Origin of the sequence: Bacillus sp. FJAT-26390 (assembly GCF_001682865.1) — a bacterium.
In the GTDB taxonomy this organism is placed as follows: Bacteria; Bacillota; Bacilli; order Paenibacillales; family Paenibacillaceae; genus Pristimantibacillus.
Window position 1 is genome coordinate 339,114 of record NZ_MAQX01000033.1, and the last position, 19,252, is coordinate 358,365.

The window sequence follows — 19,252 nt, forward strand, 5'->3', positions numbered from 1 at the left end:
TTAGACTCCTTCTCATTCGCTCAATGGTTTGATTCGTGCTGCGACATGCCCGGCTACCCATTCGAGCAGCCTTATATCTTGATTGCGTCCTGCGATAAAAGAAAGGCCAATGGGATAACCCTGCTCGCCCGCAATCGGAACCGTTACCTGAGGCAGTCCTGCAAGTCCGGCAACACAGCTCATTTCGAGCGTTTGCACCCTTCTCCGCTCGACCTCAGGGCCCGCCATATGAAGCGGCGGCGCAATTGCAGGCACGGTCGGCGCAACGATCACCGTATTCTCGCCAAGAAGCTCATCCATTCTTATCCGAATCTCTTCTCGAAGGATATAAGCCGCACCGCTTTCTTCAAGCTTAAGCGTGCTTGCCCATGCAAATCGCTCGGCAATGCCCGGCCCGAAGGAAGGCTTCTCGCGTGTAATCCAATCCTGATGCTCCCGCCAAATTTCCAGCCCTTGAATCGTGCGAAAGGCGTTCATCCATTCCCGCAACCCGTTTGGAGCAACAACGGTATCCTCATGCTGATCCGCAAGTTCACGCAAAGCCTGAAAATAACGCGAAGCAGCAGCAAATGAAAACTCATCGGTTAAGGACCATAAATCTTGGGCAAATACCATTCGCGGGAAACCTGCTTCCCCGCTCCCTTGCGAATCCAGCAGCACACGGCCCACATCAAGCAGCGTCTTCGCATCCCGTGCCATCCAGCCTACCGTGTCAAAGCTTGGCGCAAGCGGAATGAGCCCTTTCACAGCAACAGCCCCATGACTCGGCCTTATTCCGTAAATGCCGCAATAAGCGGAGGGCACGCGAACCGAACCGCCTGTATCCGTCCCAATTGCAAAATCAGCTAACCCCGCCGATACCGCAACCGCCGAGCCGCTTGAGGAGCCGCCCGGAATTCGTCCTAATGCTTTCGGATTCACGGGAGTGCCGTAATGAGCGTTCTCTCCATTAATGCTATACATGAGCTCATCGGTCATTGTCGTTCCTATCAGCTTCGCGCCGCTGCCAAGCAGCTTATCTACAACCGCTGCATGCCTCTCCGACGGTTCATGCGTTCGAAGCCAATCCGGATTGCCGGCGCTCGGCGTGTGGCCTGCAATGTCGAATACATCTTTAACTGCAAATGTTTTGCCGCTCAAGCTGCCTTCTGCATACGGCATTGCGACCACTTTTTCATTCGCATACGCGTTCCAGTTATGCTTCATCTACATCCCTGCCTCCACTTCACTCATCTACCAGCCTATTGCTGCGCCATCGCAGCGCGGGTCCGACCCGCCTTGCAGGAAACCTTGCTCGTCACGCAATATCGCATGGGCATGCCCCATGATGCCGTCAAAATCTTTGACCTTCCGCACGGTATGACCAGCCTCTGTCAGCGAGTCCAATACTTCGGCGGAGACACGCCCTTCTATTTTCAACTCCTGCGTAGGCTCTCCCCATGTTCGGCCCCACACCCACCTCGGCTCGTTAATCGCCTGCTGCGGGTCCATGCCGTAATCGATCATCCGCGTAAAAATCGCCGTCTGCGTTTGCGGCTGCCCTTCCCCGCCCTGCGTCCCGTAAAGCACGGCAGGCTTGCCGTCCCTGCACGCCATAGCCGGCATGAGCGTGTGAAACGTTCTTTTGGCCGGCTTCAAGCTGTTTACATGACCGGGATCCAGCGAGAAGAACGAGCCGCGATTTTGCAATAGAACACCCGTATTGCCGGCGACGACCCCGGAACCGAATTCAAAATACAAGCTTTGGATAAAAGAGACCGAGTTGCCGTCCGCGTCCACGACCGCCGCATAAGCGGTATCGCTGCCGAGCACCTCGGATTTTTCCGATGAGGCGCGGTTTATTTCAATAGAAGCCGCTAGGCTTGCCGCATAGCTTTTGTCCAGAAGCCGCTCAAGCGGCACGTTCGTAAATGCCGGATCGGATAAATATTTATTCCGGTCACGGAAGCTCAGCTTAAGCGCCTCAATGCAAAGCTGGTAATAATCATGCGAGCCATGTGCGATCTCTCCCAGCTTAAACTGCTCTAATATATGAAGCGCCATAATGCCGGAGAAGCCCTGTGAGTTCGGCGGCATCTGATGAAGCGTATAACCTCGGTACGAGCCCTCGACCGGTGTCACCCAATCGCCATGGTGATCGGCAAAATCATCCGCTGTCAGAAGCCCGTCATTTTTCCCGAGGAAATTCGTTATCTCCTTCGCAGTCTCTCCCTTATAAAATTCATCGCGCCCAAATTCAGCTAAACGGCGCAGCGTCTTCGCTAGCGCAGGCTGCTTGAAACGCTCCCCGGTCTTAACCGCTTGGCCGCCAGGCAAATAAATATCAGCCGTTTCAAGCGTCCGTGCGAGCACCGCCTCATTATGAACCGTATTGTGATATTGGTCCTTCGACATCGGAAAGCCATTTTCGGCATATTCAATAGCGGGAGCAAGCACCTTCGCCCATTCCAATCGACCGTACTCGCGGTGAACCGCATCCCAGCCGTCTACCATTCCCGGCACCGTGACGATGCTGCCAATGCCCCGATTGGGTATCGCCGCCAGTCCTGCATACGCGCCGACGCTCGCATTATAGCCTGATCTGCCGCTTGCGTTATAACCGCGCACTTTGCCTTCCGTATGTTCATAAGTAAGCCAAAAAGAATCTCCTCCGAGACTCGTCATATGCGGATAAACGACTGCAAGGCAGGCGCTGACAGCGACAGCCGCGTCAAAGGCGTTGCCGCCTTGCTCCAAGATACGCGCACCAGCCGCGGTAGCTAAATAATGAGGACTTACGACCATTGCTTTTGTTCCGATTACGGACTGATTCACGGCTATCACTCCCAAAAATATTTTCATTTTGAACGAATCTCACAAATTAACGAATTAGATGATAGATAACATAACATCGTATATGAATTTAAAATACCACCTAAACAGATGATAGGCAACTAAAATGTAATTACTTTTTATTTATTGTATTGAAAACGAATGGAATTGTGTATATATTTATACATATGGTAATTAAATGATGATATTACAAGACATCTTGAATTTACACCAAATGAAATTGGAGCTGATATACACATGCAGATGAAACCAGCCGATGAGACCTCTACGGTTGAAATTGACGATATCGATCGTAAAATTATAGCTGAACTCAATATTAATGGAAGAATATCTTACACGGACTTGGCAAAAGAGATCGGTTTATCGCGAGTAGCCGTTCAATCCCGAATTAATGCGCTGATGGATGGCGGCGTAATTGAACGCTTTACAGCCGTTATTAACCCCGAGCGAATCGGCATTCATGTCTCGGCATTTTTTAATGTGGAGGTGGAGCCTAAGCATTTGCACGCCGTTGCTGACCAGCTTTCAACAGAGCCGTTCGTCACAAGCCTCTATCACATGACTGGACCGAGCAAATTGCATATGCATGGTCTTTTTCGCAACAACCAGGAGATGGAGCATTTTCTGAAGGATAAGCTGTACACCTTGCCAGGCATTATGAGCGTAGACTGCCAGGTCCTTATTAATCGTTATAAGAGCCGTATGGGAATGAGGTTGTAGCGTATGGCGAGCAAAATCATGAGCAACCGCTACATGCAGCTGTCGTGGGCGATGATGAAGACAGGCATTATCGGCTACGGCGGAGGCCCGTCCGTTATTCCGCTTATACGTTACGAGGCGGTTACCAATTACAAATGGATAGAAGATGAGGAATTCGGCGAAATACTTGCGCTAGCCAATGCTCTGCCAGGGCCTATCGCAACAAAGATCGCGGCATATCTAGGTTATAGGGAGAAAGGTACGCTGGGTGCCATCGTGTCCGTTCTAGCCCATATTGTCCCGTCGGGAATTGCAATGATCTTGCTGCTTACGACCGTCCAGTTTCTTAGCAGCGCCGACTTCATTCAGGGAATGATCGGCGCGGTCACACCCGTTATCGCCGTTATGCTTGGCATGATGGCGTACGAATTTGGCGAGCGGGCCGTCAAAGGACTCGGCAAATACGTTGGCTTCGGCTTCTTTGCCATCGCATTTGGCTTGCTGCAAGGCATTCATATTCATCCCGCTATCGTCATCCTTTTATTTCTAGGTTATGGCGCCTTTCATCTTAGAACGGTCGCAGCCCTTCAGCGCAGAAAACAACAGAAGCAGCAGCGCGGCGCAGAGCAGAAGGAGGGTGTAACGCGTGGAATGGATTAATCTTGTCATCGGTTTCTTTATCGCTAACGTGCTCGGCTACGGCGGCGGTCCCGCATCCATCCCGCTCATGTACCGGGAAATCGTGACCAACCATGAGTGGACGACGCCGGTCGAATTCTCGAATATACTCGCCCTCGGCAACGCGCTCCCTGGTCCAATCGCAACAAAAATCGCCGCTTTTGTCGGCTACGATGTTGGGGGCTGGATCGGCTCCGTCGTCGCTTTGGCGGCAACCATCGTCCCGTCAGCAGTAGCGCTGATCCTACTGCTAAAGGTGCTGCAGAAGCATCGTCAATCCCCCGTCGTAAAAGGGATGACCCTGCTCGTTCAGCCGGTCATTGCCATTATGATGCTGCTGCTAACTTGGCAAATGGCAGAGAGCTCCGTCCAATCTATCGGAAGCATCCAATCGCTTATTATTGCCGCCGTTGCCTTCTGGGCGATGCAATTCCGCAAGATCCACCCAGCCATTGTCATTGTGATCGCATTCGCTTATGGCGGGCTTGTCATTCCGCATTTGAATGTGCTGTAATTCATGAGCAAACAGGACCGTCCTCCCCTTTAAGTTTCTTTGCGGGGTGGACGGTCCTGTTTTTTGGATGGTTATATAGATACACTAGACCGATTATTGATTCTACGATTCAGATTCTCGTAACCCGTCTCGCAATAGAAAAACGGGGGAATATAAGTCCTGTTGTTAAGCTCCGATAATTCATCAACTATACCGATGAAATGCCTCGCCCGCTTATGCTGATAGACGGCATCCTCACTAGTCGCTTGATACCGTTTTTCCAGACTATAAAACCATTGTTCCGCTTTTTGTTTATTGGCTCCAGACACAATCCTATAAGTAATGAAGAGATAGGATAACGCTAGCTGTTCCTGTCTTACTTTTTTTTCGGCCGGCTTGTCGTTTAACTCTCTAATAAACTTAGCCAGAGATTTCTCTAGTGAAGCAGGCAGCGCTTGAATATAATCAGCCAAGTAAAGCTCCAACATAATGTGACAATACGACAAATAGCCCTTTGTCTTTTTCGTTTCCCGAAGTTGCTCCAACTGCTCCGCTTGCTGAAGCAGCTTAGTTACAATGAAACGATTGGACTCCTTGTCAGAATCATTGCTGTAAATGGACCATATATAGATATGTCCTGCAAGCAACAATTCATGTCCCATGAACATTTGGACAGCAGCAGCAATCTCTGAACTGCCCAGCAATGTGAGGATGGAAAAGCTTATTACAATCGTTAGCAACGTGACGGCAATGGTCTGATTCGGTATATAGCGGCTAAGCAGAATAAAGGCGATAATGCTTGCCCATTCCAACAAAGGCCCCGCAATAGCTACTAAAGCTACCTTTCCCCTTAACGAATGATATTGTTTGTCGGTATGGATACCGTGGATCAGCGGATGAACTCTGCCAAAATAAGATTTACGGGTATGCTTCACATATCGGAAATGGTACTTTCCGTCTTGTAAAACAAGGAAAAAAGGGCCCACCGAAAAGGAGGAGACCCTAAAGCCGACCAACCATGCGCCAAGGGCATGACCCAATTCATGAATAAGGACCCATATGAACAATACAGGAATTGTTCCAAGGATATAGGTAATTAAAAATAATACAACATCGTTCAAGACAAGCACCTCCTCTAAACCGATAACTCCAGGTTGAGCACGTCTGGAACCCTTTTACTATTATACAATCTCAGCATAGTATAGCCAATACCTGTAATTCCTGTGAATAATTCCACTGTCGTATAGCCAGGCACCGTCCGAAGTTGATCGCAATACGTTTAATTCGTCCTTGGCAACATGCAGTAATTGGCTGTTGATTTGTCTCTTCGCCCTTAAATCGGCGAGGGACAAATCCGGGACAAGCTCTTCTTTGACTGTACCTGAGAATGAAGAAAGCTGATGGTAAATATTCATTTGCTCTTGGTCAACATCTGCTAGTGTAAAAAAATATTTTGCAGCTGTGCTTCAGGCATCATTTCCCCCCAAATGTTAATTGATTTTTGAAACAATTATGCTTTAAGTTTAACCAGCACCATAATTTTATCTTTTCATTTCATTCACGCAAATCCATCTTCGGAAAATACTAATCTTCTTTTCGTTGCTTGAGACCTATCAATTTCCATATAATTTATCTATATGCAGGAAATAAGTCCCTGAATCCACAGTATGGCAGGAGTGTATTCACAATCACTTATCTCTTGTAGAAAATTTTCGAATTATCGGTTACGTTGATGATAAGGAAAGTGCCTTAAAGCTATTCCCGTTTGCTGACATTGTACTTATGAACGACTATAGTTCAAAAAATAAGTTTGATGGAATCGAACTATCTATCGAAATGAACGTCATTCAACCTACAAAAATAATCCTTATGACAGAGGATTTAAATAAAGAAAACATTTTAAAAGCATTTGGCGCTGGCGCTGTGCATTGTATGCCCCGAGCTAATTATTACGAATTATCCCACATCATTCGAACTGTCGTACTTAATGGCAATTCAATCGAAGTACTGCTGGATGATTACGCAAAGTTGAAAAAAGATGCTATTCTTCATCAGTTATCACCATCCGAGAGGGAAATTTTCGAACTGCTTGAGCAAGGCTTCACTCAAATAAGCATTACCCGGACTTTGCACAAAGCTGAAAGTACTGTCAAAAATCAAGTAAGCAGCATTTTGAAGAAGATGAAAGTCCAAACATCCAAGCAAGCGCTTGAAAAAATTCAATTTAATGGCTATAGCAGGACAAAGACATTTAACAAGAAAAAACCTAATTAATCATTTTAGGAGTAATAGACGAGGTGCGTTCTGATTGAATATCGCTTTCACATTCACATTATGCCTAAATATTTTCAGCGGTTTAGTGCTTCTTTCCTGCTTGTACTATGAATTTAAACAATATCAGATGAACAAAAATTCCAATTATATCGTACATATTCATCATCACACTTTGTTTATAACAAACATGAAGCTAGTTATACTAGTGCTCGCTTACACAGCTGCTATTACAGCATTATGGCTGCTATTTTTCTTTGGCGTAAGCGAGATTATTCATAAACACTGGTTTGCATTTGGTTATCTTTTATTTCTTACGCTAATCATCTCTCGCGATAAAATAACGTTTTCGATTGGGCATGACGGAATATATTTGAATACCAAGCTGACGCCTTGGCACGATATTGTACAGTATCATTTAGAGGAATCTAACCGTTTCGAAAATAAGCTTTCATTAGAGATCAAAACAAAAAATGATGTTTTAAGAGGAACTATCCCCGCCGATTCAAAAACAAAACTGATTGATCTGCTTCAACATATTCCAAGCAATGCTTAATCATTAAACAAGCAATCTTGCCATTACATCCTCAAAAACAAAAAAAACAGCAGCCCCAGGTCCCCCCTCGGTCTACTGTTTTTGCTTTTTACACCCGTCCGCGAATCCCATCTATATAGGCTTTTGACTGTGCCATTTGATGCTCCTTCGCTTCCTCCATAATGATGTGTACATGCGGCTTATATTGATTAAGAAGCTTCATATACAGCTCATAATTCATCTGCCCAAGCCCAGCCGTAACGGTTGCAAGCTCGCCGCTGTCTTGAAGAATACGATCCTTCGCGTGAGCCGCAATGATGCGGCTGCCCAGCAGCTCGAATGCTTCCTCAATGACATGGTCCTGCTCTGCAAAATTAGCGGCCGTCAGCAGATTGCCGGGATCAATCACGACACCGATATTGGAGGATGGAACCTCCTCCAGCATGCGGGCAAGCTCGGGGGCAGATCCAATCAAATGGCCGTGCGCCGCTTCTAAGCCAACAAAGACGCCCCATTTCTCGGCTTCCCAGGCAAGCTCCTCAAGCGTGGCTTTCATGACTGACCAGTCACGTTCGGTGTAATCGTCGCCTTCATTCCGCCCCGTTTCCGCTGCAACCATAGGCGCCCCAAAAAACTTGGCATAGCGCAGAAGCTCCTTGAATCGGTTCACGTTAGCGCGGCGAACCTCCTCGTTGCGATCGAACAAATGCACGTAGCAGCCAAGCACCGATATCGCTACGCCGTTCTTATCGAATTGCTCGCCGATTGCATTTGCAAGGCCCGGACTTATGTTGCCGGGCTTGCTGAAATCAACGTCGCTAATTGCCTTCCATAAAGCAAGCTGCACATGGCTGAAGCCGCTTGCCGCTACTTTTGGAGCAAGCTCCTTATAGGGCAAGCTTCCGAATAAATGGGCCAATACACCGACTGACATCTGATCGTCTCCTTTTAAACGCTGCCTTTAAGCGCAACCTCCACCTTCGGCGAGTACACTCTTTTGGCTAGGTAGGATTGCGCAATCATGAACAAACCGCCTGTTACCCAGTAAAGCGAGATAGCCGCAGGCGCTGACAATGCAAACACACCCATTAGAATCGGGGATAAGTAGCCCATGAAAGCAAGCTGCTTCTGCTGTGCGGCATTTGCGTTCGGCTGTGCCGTTTGCGACACCTTGAATTGGACAAAGTAAACGAGCGCCGCAACAATAGGAAGCACAATATCAGGCGAGCCAAGCTTAAACCAAAGGAAGGAATGATCCGCCAGCTCCGGAGTCAGCTTGATCGCTGAATAGAGACCCATTAATATCGGCATTTGAATGAGCATCGGCAAACAGCCAATCGCAAGCGGATTTACCTGATGCTTCTGGTACAGCTGCATCGTTTCCTGCTGCAGCTTCTGTTTGGAAGCGGCATCCGTTTTGCTTTTGTATTTATCTTGGAGCTGCTTCAATTCCGGCTGAAGAGCCGCCATCTTCGTTTTCATTTGATTTTGCGAGCGATACTGGCGCATCATAAGCGGCAGCAAAATAAGTCTGATAATAAGCGTAATGCCAATAATCGCGAAGCCGTAATTACCGCCGAACATATCGGCGAGATATTGAAGCACCGTTGATAGCGGGTAAATCACATAGTGGTTAAATATCCCTGGCGTGCTGCCGTCAATCGTACCGCTAGCCGTACTACATCCGCTTACCAATAGTAAAACTGCCAGCATCATGCCGGCCAATAACACACGTCCATATTTTAATGAAGGGAATACATTGCTCTTTTGCATAAAAATCCTCCTCGTTTGTTTGAAAGTTTCTGAGCAAACGAGGCGGAGCAATCTGCTATGTCGTCATCGGGTGATTCCTTTCGCTTCACCTTCCTTGCGAGCCAGTGATGCAGCGGAACGGTATGAATCAGAACTTGCGGCAGCGAAATATATAAAACACTGATGACTTGGTTTCGCTCCCAATACTCATAAGCGCCAGTATGCAAGTGAGAAGCATAAGCATAGGCCAAGGAACAAAGGAGACTAATCGAAATCAAATACGGTATGACGTCATGCAGCTCGAGTTCGAACAATGTATTCACCTCCCTTCCTTATTAGCTATCATCCAATACGGCTTGCGAAGAGCACCGTTTCGCCCCGAAGCTATATTCATCTAAAATAGATTTCATTCTATCTGGATATTATAACAGTTATTCTCACTAAGTTACGAATAACCAAATTACGAAAATGTTACAAACCCTCAATAGTTGGTTATTTACAAAGGATAGCGAACACCCTATACTTTCTAATGTTGCAGTCACCAAAGACAATTACAGAAGAAGAAAGAGGACGACATGAATCGAAAAAAGCTAAAAATCATTTATTTATCACTCATAACCGCAACGATTCTGTTTCTTGCCCTTGGACAAGTCTTTCCCATGGGAGCAGACGGCTCTAATTCCGTAAGCGCAGAAAGCGCATCTAATACGGCGAGTGCCGGGCAGAAAAAGAAGCTCATCATGGGCACCTCAGCCGATTATCCCCCTTACGAGAGCGTTGACGCTAAAAATAGCGGCGAAATCGTCGGCTTGGATATCGATATAGCCAAGTATATCACCAGCCAGCTCGGTTATGAACTGGAAATCGCAAACATGGATTTCAATGGTCTTATTGCCGCGCTGCAAACCGGCCGCGTCGACTTTGTGATGTCCGCAATGTCCGCTACGGATGAGCGAAAGAAGAGCATCGATTTCTCAGACAGCTATTACGCAGCCCGCAATACGATCGTATCTAAAAAATCTGCGCCGCTCGAAACGGAAGAGTCGCTCTCCGGCAAAAAAATCGGCACCCAGCTAGGCTCCACGCAGGATCTATATGCGGAAACCATTAAAGGCGCCGTTCTCAAAAAACTCAATAAAATTCCCGATCTCATCCAAGAGCTTAACTCCGGCCGCATCGATGCAGCGATCGTTGAGGACGCCGTAGCGATTGAGATGACTAGCCTTAACCCGGATCTAGTGATGAATTTCCTGCCAGCAGAATCTGCGGAAAACGGCTATGCCATCGCATTTCCAAAGCAATCGGCCATCGTAAGCGAGTTTAACGGCGTGCTTGCCGAAATGAAGCAAAAAGGCGAGCTCGATAAAATCGTGGAGAAATGGTTTCCTGACGGCAAGGATAAGTCCGCTTCCCTTCTCAACATCGACTTCAGCATCCTTAAGGGCTACATTCCCTATATTCTGAAAGGCGTATACGTAACTTTGCTCTTTACACTTGTTTCGGCGCTTTTTGGACTGGTGTGGGGAACGGTTTTGTCATTGTTCAAAATATCCGGCGTTAAGCCGCTCGAATGGTTCGCGACTGCCTATACGTCTGTATTCCGCGGCACGCCGCTGCTTATACAGCTGATGATTATTTATTACGCGACACCGCAGATTTTCAATTATGACATTCCTGCGTTATTGGCCGCCGGCCTTGCTTTCGGCCTTAACTCATCTGCTTATTTATCCGAAACGATTCGCGGCGGCATTATGGCCGTGGACAAAGGGCAGCGCGAGGCTGCCATCGCGCTCGGCATTCCTTATCGGACCATGATGCTGCGCATTATTTTCCCGCAGGCGCTTCGTACGATTTTGCCGGCGCTCGTGAATGAATGTATCGCTTTGCTCAAAGAATCGTCGCTCGTATCCGTCATTGGCGTAGCCGATTTGATGCGGCGTGCAGACGTTGTACGCTCCGATACATTTAGATCGCTAGAGGTTCTCTTGTTTATTGCAGCTATTTATTATGTGCTAGTCCTTATCTTAACTTCGTTTGCCCGTAAGCTTGAAAGGAGGCTGCGTCGCAGTGATTAATGTTACCGACTTAACGAAATCCTTCGGCAAAAACCAAGTGCTAAAAGGCATTACCACTACAGTAGAACGAGGAGAGGTCGTTGCGCTGATCGGACCATCCGGCTCAGGCAAATCCACCTTCCTTCGTTGCTTGAATATGCTGGAGACACCAACCTCCGGCACGATTACGATCGACGGCACGTCCATTACGGACCCAAAAACGGACATTGCAAAGGTCCGCCAGCGGATCGGCATGGTGTTCCAGCATTTTCACCTGTTCCCGCATATGACGGTCATCGATAACATTACGTTTGCGCCAACCCAGGTAAAAGGATTGACTACCGAGGAAGCCCGCTCCAAAGCGAAGGAGCTGCTTGCGCGCGTTGGGCTCTCAGACAAAGCAGACAGCTATCCTTCACGCTTATCCGGCGGGCAAAAGCAGCGGGTGGCGATCGCCCGCAGCCTTGCCATGGAGCCGGACATTATGCTGTTCGATGAGCCGACCTCGGCGCTCGATCCCGAGATGGTAAAGGAAGTGCTGAACGTTATTCGCAGCCTTGCCGACAGCGGCATGACGATGCTGATCGTGACGCATGAGATGAAATTCGCCCGCGAAGCGGCGGATACGATCTATTTCCTCGATGACGGCAAGCTGGTTGAACGGACAAAGCCTGAGCAGTTTTTCACGCAGCCGCAAAGCGAGCGCGCAGCGCGGTTTTTGGAGCAGGTGCTTTGATCATAATCAGTCACATCCAGCATGTAAATTGACAGTGGATGATCCATAATCCAAATAAAGCTCTGCGGCTGCAACAGCCGCAGAGCTTTTTCTTTACATCAGCGACTCCATCTCTGCAGTCCATAATGTATCGAGGAGCTTATCCCTTTTGAACAGCGGCTTGCGCCCGTTATCATGGATCAAACGATCGTCACGATCATCGGCAGCACGGAATCTGATCTGGATGCTTTTCACAATGCCAAATACGCGCTAACCGAACATCTCCAGCAGCAGATTGCGAGCTACCTTCATGTGCAGGCCAGCCTTCACTATAACGCGAACTATTTGAGCAGCGTTTTCCGCAAGGAAACGAACTACTCCTTTAGCGAATATTTGTCGATGTACCGGTTCAAAATGACTAAAAAATGGCTGGCGGAAAGCGAGCTGCCAATCAAGGATATCGCGGCTAAGCTGCGCTACAACAACCCGCAAAACTTTATTCGCTCCTTCCGCAAGCAGGAGGGGATTACGCCGGGTCAATACCGGGAGAAGAAACGCTCTATATAGCTGGAAATAATAGCAATTTATTTTGGAAGAACCTGTGCTATAATCTTCAAAATGAGAGGGAGGCTATGCGCATGCAGCAACGACCATCAAAGGAAGAATATATGCCTTACCATGAGCAATATATTGGACTGGTAGGCGAAGGCTCAGTAACGGAAATTCTTGAACAGCAACTGGCAAGTACAACCGAATTGCTCTCGGATATTCCTGAAGCGCAAGCTGACTACCGCTATGCGGAAGGAAAATGGTCGCTGAAAGAGGTCATCGGCCATATTACGGACAACGAACGCGTGATGAGCTACCGCTTGCTTCGAGCAGCGCGCGGCGACAAAACGCCGCTTGCCGGCTATGATCAGGATGAATTTATGAGCGGCTCTACCTTCCAAGACTGGACGTTCTCCCAAATTATCGAGGATTACATTTCCGTGCGCCGAGCAACGCTTACGCTGCTGCGCGGCTTATCGGAAGCGGCATGGCATCGCTTCGGAGTATCTAACGGATCGGAAATTACGGTTAATGCGCTGGCTTATATCATTGCAGGCCATGAGACTCATCATTTGAACATTATTAAAGATAGATATTTAGTGAAGTAGCGTATTGCCGTTTATCTTTGCCCCATAAAATCATGTATGTAAACCTATTGATGTGATAATATGGTTAACATACATGATTTTTTAGTTTAAGGAGCTGTAAAGGGATGACCATTCGATTGCGCGGGCACCATCTGCTTTGTTTACTCGGCTACCGAGGCATGGGGTATTCGGATGATTTTTGCGTCAATATGACTGCCATATATGAAAAGCTGCGCGTGGAGCCGGAAACCGAGGTTGAGATTATAACAGGTCCCGACGACGTATGCAAAGCATACCCGCCAGATAAAGCTTATCACTGCGAAGGAACGGTATACGGCCTCGATGCGGACGTACTTGCAAAGCTTGGACTAAGAGCAGGCGAGCGCGGCAGCTGGCAGTCCATCTGCGACCGCGTAGCCAAGGTTATGGTGCCGGAAGATATCAGCCATCTCTGCACCACCTGTCCATGGGAGAAATATGGCGTCTGCGCGGAGGGAGTCGGACTGCTTGCAGAGGGCAAGTCGCTTCCGAAAGTAGGCGCGTAAAAAGATGAATGCGGTAAGGAGATGCCTTAGCATTGCTCCTTGCCGCATTTTGCATTTAATGGATAGCTAGCCGCTTCATCCCGTTCATATAAGGCTGAAGCGCCGCTGGAATACGAATCGAGCCGTCCTCCTCTTGATGGTTTTCCAGAAGCGGAATGAGGATGCGCGGGCTCGCCACGGCCGTGTTGTTAAGCGTGTGGCAGAACCGTAACGCGCCGTCCTCGGCACGATACCGGATATTCGAGCGGCGCGCCTGAAAATCAAGCAGGTTCGACGACGAATGCGTCTCCCCGTAGCTCTGGCGGCTTGGCATCCATGTCTCGATATCGTATTGCTTATACGTTTTTTGCGACATGTCGCCCGTACACACCGCCATTACCCGATAGGGCAGCACAAGGCATTGAAGCAGCTCCTCGGCGTTCGCGGTTATTTCCTGCAGCAAAGCCTCCGAAACCTCGTGATCCGCCTTGCACATGATGACCTGCTCGACCTTGGCAAACTGGTGAACCCGGTACAGCCCATGGACGTCTCTGCCTGCCGAGCCAACCTCGCTGCGGAAGCAGACCGATGCGGCAGCAAGCTTGATTGGCGTCTGAGCGTCTACGATTTCATTCGCATAGTAGGTGATCATCGGCACCTCCGAGGTGCCGACCAGCCATTTATCGTCACCCGCAATCCGGTAGCTCTGATCCTCGCCGAGCGGAAAAAAACCCGTATTGCTCATCGCATCGGTACGAACCATTAGCGGAACATCGAGCGGCGTAAAGCCCTTTTGCAGCAGCAAATCAAGCGCTAGCTGCTGTACGGCGCGGTGGAGCAACACGCCCGCTCCCTTCAAGAAGTAGTTGCGGCTGCCCGCAGCCTTCACCCCGCGCTGCACATCCACCATATCGTGCAGCTCGCCGAGCGCCATATGATCCTTCAGCTCGAACGCAAAGCTTGGCGCTTCGCCAACGCGTCTCAGCTCCACATTGTCAGCATCCGAACGGCCGAACGGCGTATCCGGCGATACGATATTCGGAACCATTGCAAGCAGCTCACCGACATGCCGCTCCGCCTCTTCAAGCTCTGCCTCCACCTCATTCAGCTTCTCATTCGTTTCCTTTACGCTTTGCTTCGTTTGTTCCGCTTGTTCCTTAGCCCCTTGGCTCAGCAGCGTGCCGATATAATGCGAGAGCTTATTGCGGTTCTCTCGCAGCCCTTCCGTCTCCTGCAGCAGCAGGCGCTTCTTCTCGTCCCACGACAGCAGCTCTGCAATGGAAACCTTGATCCCCTTCTGATTTGCCACCGTCTGAACCTGCTCGTGATTTTGCCTCAACCATCTCATGTCCAACATGTCACCGCGCTCCTTTTCGTTTAGAAAAACACAAAAAACGCCCTCATCCCATATGGGACGAGGAGCGTTTTTGTACTCGCGGTGCCACCCAAATTGACCAAACAGACAAGCTGTCTGATCCTCTTTGCTCCGCGATAACGGGCGGGCCCGGTAAACTTAGGGGGAAGGCGCTTCCCTCCCCTTGACGAGAACGCCTCCGAGTTGGATTCTCTTCACTGGCGTGATCCGATAATTAATTTTGTAGTAATATAACATATTCAACATGAGAAACACAAGTGTGCTTTTTGGAGGAAAACCGTTTATTGCCGCAGCGGAATGCTTTCCTAGGCGGTCTAAAAAGGTTTTGCCTTGCCCATTCACGAATATTAAAAATACCATAAAGCATAGATCGGAGGAACGGAAGCCGTGACGAATGATCTCCATGTGCAAGAGCTGACCACGCTCAAAACGATAGCGGAAACGTTAAACCAATCCAATGATTTGGATTACATGCTGGACACCGTATTAGGCAGGCTGCTTGAGGTGACGGGGCTCTCCTTCGGTTGGATCTTTTTTGTAAATGAGAACCACGACTATACATGTGTAGCCGACCGCAATTTGCCGCCTGCGCTGCTATTCGAAGAGAAACGGTTCATGAAATGCGGCTCCTGCTGGTGCTTGGACCGCTATCAAGCCGGAAAGCTTAAAAACGCGGTCAACATTTTGAACTGCAAAAGGCTCGAAAATGCCCGAAGGGAAAAAAAGGGAGATACATGCGGCTTTACCCATCACGCCACCGTTCCCCTTCGCATCGGCGGTCGGCTATTTGGCGTCTTAAACGTCGGCTCGCCGGGCAAGGAGCATTTTACGGACGAGGAGCTGGCACTGCTGCAAGCTGTCGCGTTCCAGATCGGCGTAGCCGTCGAGCGAATGAGGCTGCATGAGGCCGAGCAGCGGCGGGCGGAGCTTTTTTCCCGGCTTGGCGAATTCAGCCGTTCGCTCACCATTACGCTCAGCGGAGAAGATGCCGGCGGACAGCTGAACTTGCACGCCATGAAGCTGATCGGGGATCATTTTGATTGGCCGTTCGTTGCTTTATTGGAGCGCTCCGGGGACTATTTTGTTGTCCGCAGCCTGCGCTATGACGATTTGCTGCTTACTCCTAATTTGCGTATTCGGACTGCTGACGCACCATGGCTTGACCAAGCGGGCCGCGCGCAGGGCTATCAAGAGATGGATGCCGCCCATATTTCCGCGCTGATCGAAAGCGGGATGCAGCAGCAAATAACGAAGGCGCTTCAATCCGTCATCGCGGCTCCCGTTACGTTCGGCGGAACCGAGGCTTGCGGCGTCTTGGTCATTGCGCATCCCGCAAGCTGCGGACTCAACCAAGTAGACGGCGCCGTGCTTGAAGCAGTGGCGGAGCATCTGGCTATAGCACTCGAAAATGCCCGGCTAGAGGAGGTTCGCCTGGATCTTGCCCGGCTTGAGGAACGAAACCGGCTGGCGCGTGATTTGCACGACTCCGTATCCCAACTGTTATTTTCCATCAGCATGACAGCTAAGGGCGTCGAATCTTTGCTTGGCGGCGAACAGGTGGCTACGGCCATAAGCGCCGTTAAGGATATGCAGGCATTGTCCCGGGATGCCTTAAAGGAAATGCGCGCGCTCATCATCCAGCTTCGGCCCGCGGGCGTGGAGAAAGGAATCGTAACCGCGCTCGCGGAATACGGCACTAGGCTCGGCTTGCAAGTAAACGGGCAGACGACCGGGAATGCGGCGCTGCCGCAAGGCGCGGAGGAAGCGTTATGGCGGATCGGCCAAGAAGCGCTAAATAACGTCTCCAAGCATGCGGGCACATCCAAGGTCAGTGTGGCGCTTGCGGTGCAAGCAGAGGAAATTTTGCTTACGGTCACGGACTATGGCCGCGGCATGAATACGGGCGGGACGCCCGACGCGTCAAACACGTCTACTGGGCAGCAATCATTTGGGTTATCCAATATGCGGGAACGCGCCGAAATGCTTGGCGGCCGTTTTCGGCTTACGAGCAGAACGGGAAAGGGAACATCGATTGAGGTGATGCTTCCTCTTTCCGCTGATGCAATAAGGAAGGTGCCGGAAAAATGACGATCAAATTGTTATTGGCCGACGACCACGCGATGGTACGGAGAGGCTTGCAGGTTTTTTTATCGACGCAAACGGATATTAAGCTGATCGGCGAGGCGGCTACCGGACAAGAAACGCTGGAACAAGTCACTGCGCTGCAGCCTGATGTCGTATTGATGGATATCAACATGCCCGGAATGAGCGGGATCGAAGCTACGAAACAAATCAAGCTTACCCATCCCGACGTCAAAGTGATCATTCTGACTTCCTTCTCCGATCAGGAGCATGCGCTCCCGGCGATCCGCGCCGGCGCCAAGGGTTACTTGCTCAAGGATATTGAACCGGAGGATCTCGTGCGCGCTATTATAAATGTGCATAACGGCAAGGTTGAGCTTCATCCTGACGTGGCTGGCCAGCTCATGAGCCAATATGCCGAAGCCGATTCTCCCCGGAGTGCCGATCAGGGCATTTCCGAGCTTACAGCCAGAGAGCAGGACGTGCTGCGGCTTATCGCATCGGGCAAAAGCAACCGAGACATCGCAAAGGAGCTGTTTATTTCGGAAAAAACAGTCAAAAGCCATGTTAGCCACGTTTTGAGCAAGCTCGGGATGGCCGACCGCACGCAGGCTGCCATCTACGCCGTGAAGCATGGGCTGGATCAATAGCAGCCCCTTTTTCTCAGACTAAAGTCGTAGAGCATTCAGCCAATGGTTGAATGCTTATTTCATTTTAAAATCAGTCCTATTGTGGACGTCATGCCGTTGCGGAAGTGATACGATTATACCAATCAAATCGCAAGGCGAAAGGAAGATTATTATGAAAGTTACGATTTTAACCGGAAGCAATCGAGATTCTGCAACAAGCACACGTCTAGCCGTCCATGTAGGGCAATTGATTTCAAAAAAAGGGCATAGCGTTCTGCTGCATGATTTATTTCAAACGCCGCTTCCCTTCTACTCACCCGATGAGATCGGCCATGATCATGCAGCCGTCCAGCAATTGCAGCAAGCGATGCGCGAAGCGGACGCCATCGTGCTGGCATCCCCCGAATATCACGGCAGCATTTCGGGCGTGCTCAAAAACGCGCTGGACTTCCTCGGCCAGGACCATTTTCGCGGAAAAGCGGTGCTATCCTTAAGCTCCTCGGGCGGCGCTGTCGGAACAAGCTCCTTGCAGCAGCTCCAAGCCATCGTGCGCAATCTTCACGGAATCAACTCGCCGGAGTGGATCTCCATCGGAGGCGCCCAGCGCAACTTGCTTGCGGACGGATTAGCCGCCTACGAAGGCGGCGGCCACGAGATCCACGATCGCATCCATCGCTCAACTTTGGCGTTTCTGGAGCTTGCTTCGTTGGTTAAGGGAGGTTAAGCAGGCACTGAGCTTACCTCGGCCCTCTCCCCCTCTAAATAGCGGGACCTTTCAAGATAGTGATTGAAACTACTCCAGTAGGTTTAAACTAATAAAGGGAAATGAAAGGTTACCGCAAATTTTAGAGGAGGATCATCATGCTGAACAACATGGCGACGTTTTCGCTAGTGAAACGGAAAAGGAAGAGCTTCGCCGCTTTTGCGGCTTTTGGCATAGCAATGACCTTATTGGCTGGATGCGGACAAACGGGGGCGAGTAACAGGAACGCTGATTCAAACAAAGACGCTTCTGCAATCGCCCCTTCGAATCAAGCTGAAGCAGCGAATGCAATGGCTGAGGAGGATAACCCTTACGCAGCAGCAGGCATTAATGATCCTAAAGCTTTTGAGAAAATGTTCGAGTTAGCGAAAGCAGCAGTTGCCGCCGATGAGAGGAGCGCTGTCGCCGAGCTTATTCTGCTCCCGCTTCAAGTGAATGGAGAAACACCCGTACAGATCAAATCCAAAGCGGAATTCATAGAGAAGTATGACCAGATTATAACCAAATCCGTCAAAGACGCGCTGGCAGCGCAAAAAGTCGACAATCTATTTGTGAGAGACCAAGGCGTTATGGTCGGAAGCGGCCAGCTTTGGTTTGGCGCGTCTGCCGAGGAGCCTCAGGTTTACGGCATCATTGCCGTTAATCCCGACATCGCTCCCGCAACGAAATAACCGCCGAAACGCGGCATTCCATTCCTAACTCGCATCGCTGACA

General features: G+C 49.7%; 19 protein-coding genes and 1 pseudogene. 14 read left to right on the plus strand and 6 right to left on the minus strand.

The window, feature by feature from the left end:
- Positions 1-12 precede the first annotated feature (12 nt).
- Positions 13-1,206: an amidase gene (locus A7975_RS25765; protein WP_065387029.1), complete on the minus strand. Its 1,194-nt coding sequence runs from the start codon at positions 1,204-1,206 to the stop codon at positions 13-15.
- Positions 1,207-1,233: 27 nt separating this feature from the next.
- On the minus strand, positions 1,234-2,814 hold the full coding sequence (gene ggt, locus A7975_RS25770; RefSeq protein WP_483295930.1) for a gamma-glutamyltransferase: 1,581 nt from the start codon (positions 2,812-2,814) through the stop codon (positions 1,234-1,236).
- Positions 2,815-3,069: 255 nt separating this feature from the next.
- Between ggt and chrS the strand changes: the two genes are divergently transcribed.
- The 3 genes from chrS to chrA are packed head-to-tail and all read left to right on the plus strand — an operon-like array spanning position 3,070 to position 4,723.
- Complete coding sequence (chrS, locus tag A7975_RS25775) at positions 3,070-3,552, plus strand: chromate efflux transcriptional regulator ChrS (RefSeq protein ID WP_053373638.1); 483 nt, start codon at positions 3,070-3,072, stop codon at positions 3,550-3,552.
- A 3-nt stretch (positions 3,553-3,555) separates the two neighbouring features.
- A complete protein-coding gene (gene chrB, locus A7975_RS25780) occupies positions 3,556-4,191 on the plus strand; it encodes a chromate efflux transporter ChrB (RefSeq protein WP_304362772.1) in 636 nt (211 codons plus the stop codon).
- Complete coding sequence (gene chrA, locus A7975_RS25785) at positions 4,178-4,723, plus strand: chromate efflux transporter ChrA (RefSeq protein ID WP_065387030.1); 546 nt, start codon at positions 4,178-4,180, stop codon at positions 4,721-4,723. Before chrB ends, chrA begins: the two co-directional genes overlap by 14 nt.
- Before the next feature lie 71 nt (positions 4,724-4,794).
- Here chrA and A7975_RS25790 read toward each other — a convergent pair whose 3' ends face one another.
- Positions 4,795-5,823 carry a M50 family metallopeptidase gene (locus tag A7975_RS25790; RefSeq protein WP_065387031.1) on the minus strand — a complete coding sequence of 343 codons (1,029 nt, stop codon included), beginning with the start codon at positions 5,821-5,823 and terminating at the stop codon, positions 4,795-4,797.
- 661 nt (positions 5,824-6,484) lie between these two features.
- Here A7975_RS25790 and A7975_RS25795 point away from each other — a divergent pair.
- Both A7975_RS25795 and A7975_RS25800 read left to right on the plus strand, forming a co-directional pair.
- A complete protein-coding gene (locus A7975_RS25795; RefSeq protein ID WP_065387032.1) occupies positions 6,485-6,976 on the plus strand; it encodes a response regulator transcription factor in 492 nt (163 codons plus the stop codon).
- A gap of 34 nt (positions 6,977-7,010) precedes the next feature.
- Complete coding sequence (locus A7975_RS25800; RefSeq protein WP_053373629.1) at positions 7,011-7,529, plus strand: DUF5673 domain-containing protein; 519 nt, start codon at positions 7,011-7,013, stop codon at positions 7,527-7,529.
- 88 nt (positions 7,530-7,617) lie between these two features.
- On the opposite strand, the gene A7975_RS25805 is transcribed toward A7975_RS25800, so the two are convergent.
- Both A7975_RS25805 and yidC read right to left on the minus strand, forming a co-directional pair.
- Positions 7,618-8,442, minus strand: a complete 825-nt coding sequence (locus tag A7975_RS25805) for a sugar phosphate isomerase/epimerase family protein (RefSeq protein ID WP_065387033.1) — start codon at positions 8,440-8,442, stop codon at positions 7,618-7,620.
- A gap of 14 nt (positions 8,443-8,456) precedes the next feature.
- The gene (gene yidC / locus A7975_RS25810) at positions 8,457-9,281 is read right to left on the minus strand and encodes a membrane protein insertase YidC (protein ID WP_053373627.1); all 825 of its coding nucleotides are present in this window, start codon (positions 9,279-9,281) and stop codon (positions 8,457-8,459) included.
- Positions 9,282-9,835: 554 nt separating this feature from the next.
- Here yidC and A7975_RS25820 point away from each other — a divergent pair.
- The 5 genes and pseudogenes from A7975_RS25820 to A7975_RS25840 all read left to right on the plus strand — a co-directional run bounded on the left by A7975_RS25820 (position 9,836) and on the right by A7975_RS25840 (position 13,710).
- Entirely contained in the window at positions 9,836-11,335 is a 1,500-nt protein-coding gene (locus A7975_RS25820; protein ID WP_065387035.1) for an ABC transporter substrate-binding protein/permease, read from the plus strand.
- Complete coding sequence (locus A7975_RS25825) at positions 11,328-12,050, plus strand: amino acid ABC transporter ATP-binding protein (RefSeq protein WP_053373624.1); 723 nt, start codon at positions 11,328-11,330, stop codon at positions 12,048-12,050. Before A7975_RS25820 ends, A7975_RS25825 begins: the two co-directional genes overlap by 8 nt.
- A 300-nt stretch (positions 12,051-12,350) precedes the next feature.
- Positions 12,351-12,596 (plus strand): annotated as a pseudogene (locus A7975_RS25830) (helix-turn-helix domain-containing protein); the annotation flags it as partial.
- A 71-nt stretch (positions 12,597-12,667) separates the two neighbouring features.
- Positions 12,668-13,186, plus strand: coding sequence for a DinB family protein (locus A7975_RS25835; RefSeq protein ID WP_053373622.1), 519 nt, complete (start codon positions 12,668-12,670; stop codon positions 13,184-13,186).
- A 104-nt stretch (positions 13,187-13,290) separates the two neighbouring features.
- Positions 13,291-13,710 (plus strand): DUF1284 domain-containing protein, encoded by a 420-nt coding sequence (locus tag A7975_RS25840; RefSeq protein ID WP_065387037.1) that lies wholly within the window; start codon positions 13,291-13,293, stop codon positions 13,708-13,710.
- Between the two features lie 55 nt (positions 13,711-13,765).
- On the opposite strand, the gene serS is transcribed toward A7975_RS25840, so the two are convergent.
- The gene (gene serS, locus A7975_RS25845) at positions 13,766-15,046 is read right to left on the minus strand and encodes a serine--tRNA ligase (protein WP_065387038.1); all 1,281 of its coding nucleotides are present in this window, start codon (positions 15,044-15,046) and stop codon (positions 13,766-13,768) included.
- A 405-nt stretch (positions 15,047-15,451) separates the two neighbouring features.
- On the opposite strand from serS, the gene A7975_RS25850 reads away from it, so the two are divergent.
- The 4 genes from A7975_RS25850 (at position 15,452) to A7975_RS25865 (ending at position 19,209) form a co-directional block, all read left to right on the plus strand.
- Entirely contained in the window at positions 15,452-17,152 is a 1,701-nt protein-coding gene (locus A7975_RS25850) for a GAF domain-containing sensor histidine kinase (protein ID WP_065387039.1), read from the plus strand.
- Positions 17,149-17,796 (plus strand): response regulator, encoded by a 648-nt coding sequence (locus A7975_RS25855; RefSeq protein WP_053373618.1) that lies wholly within the window; start codon positions 17,149-17,151, stop codon positions 17,794-17,796. Before A7975_RS25850 ends, A7975_RS25855 begins: the two co-directional genes overlap by 4 nt.
- 151 nt (positions 17,797-17,947) lie before the next feature.
- Entirely contained in the window at positions 17,948-18,499 is a 552-nt protein-coding gene (locus A7975_RS25860) for an NADPH-dependent FMN reductase (protein ID WP_065387040.1), read from the plus strand.
- A 137-nt stretch (positions 18,500-18,636) separates the two neighbouring features.
- The gene (locus A7975_RS25865; RefSeq protein WP_065387041.1) at positions 18,637-19,209 is read left to right on the plus strand and encodes a hypothetical protein; all 573 of its coding nucleotides are present in this window, start codon (positions 18,637-18,639) and stop codon (positions 19,207-19,209) included.
- Positions 19,210-19,252 lie beyond the last annotated feature (43 nt).

Coding starts and splice junctions, on each gene's coding strand:
- A7975_RS25865 (WP_065387041.1), top strand. CDS start 18,637: ATGCTGAACAACATGGCGACGTTTTCGCTAGTGAAACGGAAAAGGAAG.
- A7975_RS25820 (WP_065387035.1), top strand. CDS start 9,836: ATGAATCGAAAAAAGCTAAAAATCATTTATTTATCACTCATAACCGCA.
- chrB (WP_304362772.1), top strand. CDS start 3,556: ATGGCGAGCAAAATCATGAGCAACCGCTACATGCAGCTGTCGTGGGCG.
- A7975_RS25860 (WP_065387040.1), top strand. CDS start 17,948: ATGAAAGTTACGATTTTAACCGGAAGCAATCGAGATTCTGCAACAAGC.
- chrS (WP_053373638.1), top strand. CDS start 3,070: ATGCAGATGAAACCAGCCGATGAGACCTCTACGGTTGAAATTGACGAT.
- A7975_RS25855 (WP_053373618.1), top strand. CDS start 17,149: ATGACGATCAAATTGTTATTGGCCGACGACCACGCGATGGTACGGAGA.
- A7975_RS25795 (WP_065387032.1), top strand. CDS start 6,485: ATGAACGACTATAGTTCAAAAAATAAGTTTGATGGAATCGAACTATCT.
- A7975_RS25835 (WP_053373622.1), top strand. CDS start 12,668: ATGCAGCAACGACCATCAAAGGAAGAATATATGCCTTACCATGAGCAA.
- serS (WP_065387038.1), bottom strand. CDS start 15,046: ATGTTGGACATGAGATGGTTGAGGCAAAATCACGAGCAGGTTCAGACG.
- A7975_RS25805 (WP_065387033.1), bottom strand. CDS start 8,442: ATGTCAGTCGGTGTATTGGCCCATTTATTCGGAAGCTTGCCCTATAAG.
- yidC (WP_053373627.1), bottom strand. CDS start 9,281: ATGCAAAAGAGCAATGTATTCCCTTCATTAAAATATGGACGTGTGTTA.
- A7975_RS25765 (WP_065387029.1), bottom strand. CDS start 1,206: ATGAAGCATAACTGGAACGCGTATGCGAATGAAAAAGTGGTCGCAATG.
- A7975_RS25840 (WP_065387037.1), top strand. CDS start 13,291: ATGACCATTCGATTGCGCGGGCACCATCTGCTTTGTTTACTCGGCTAC.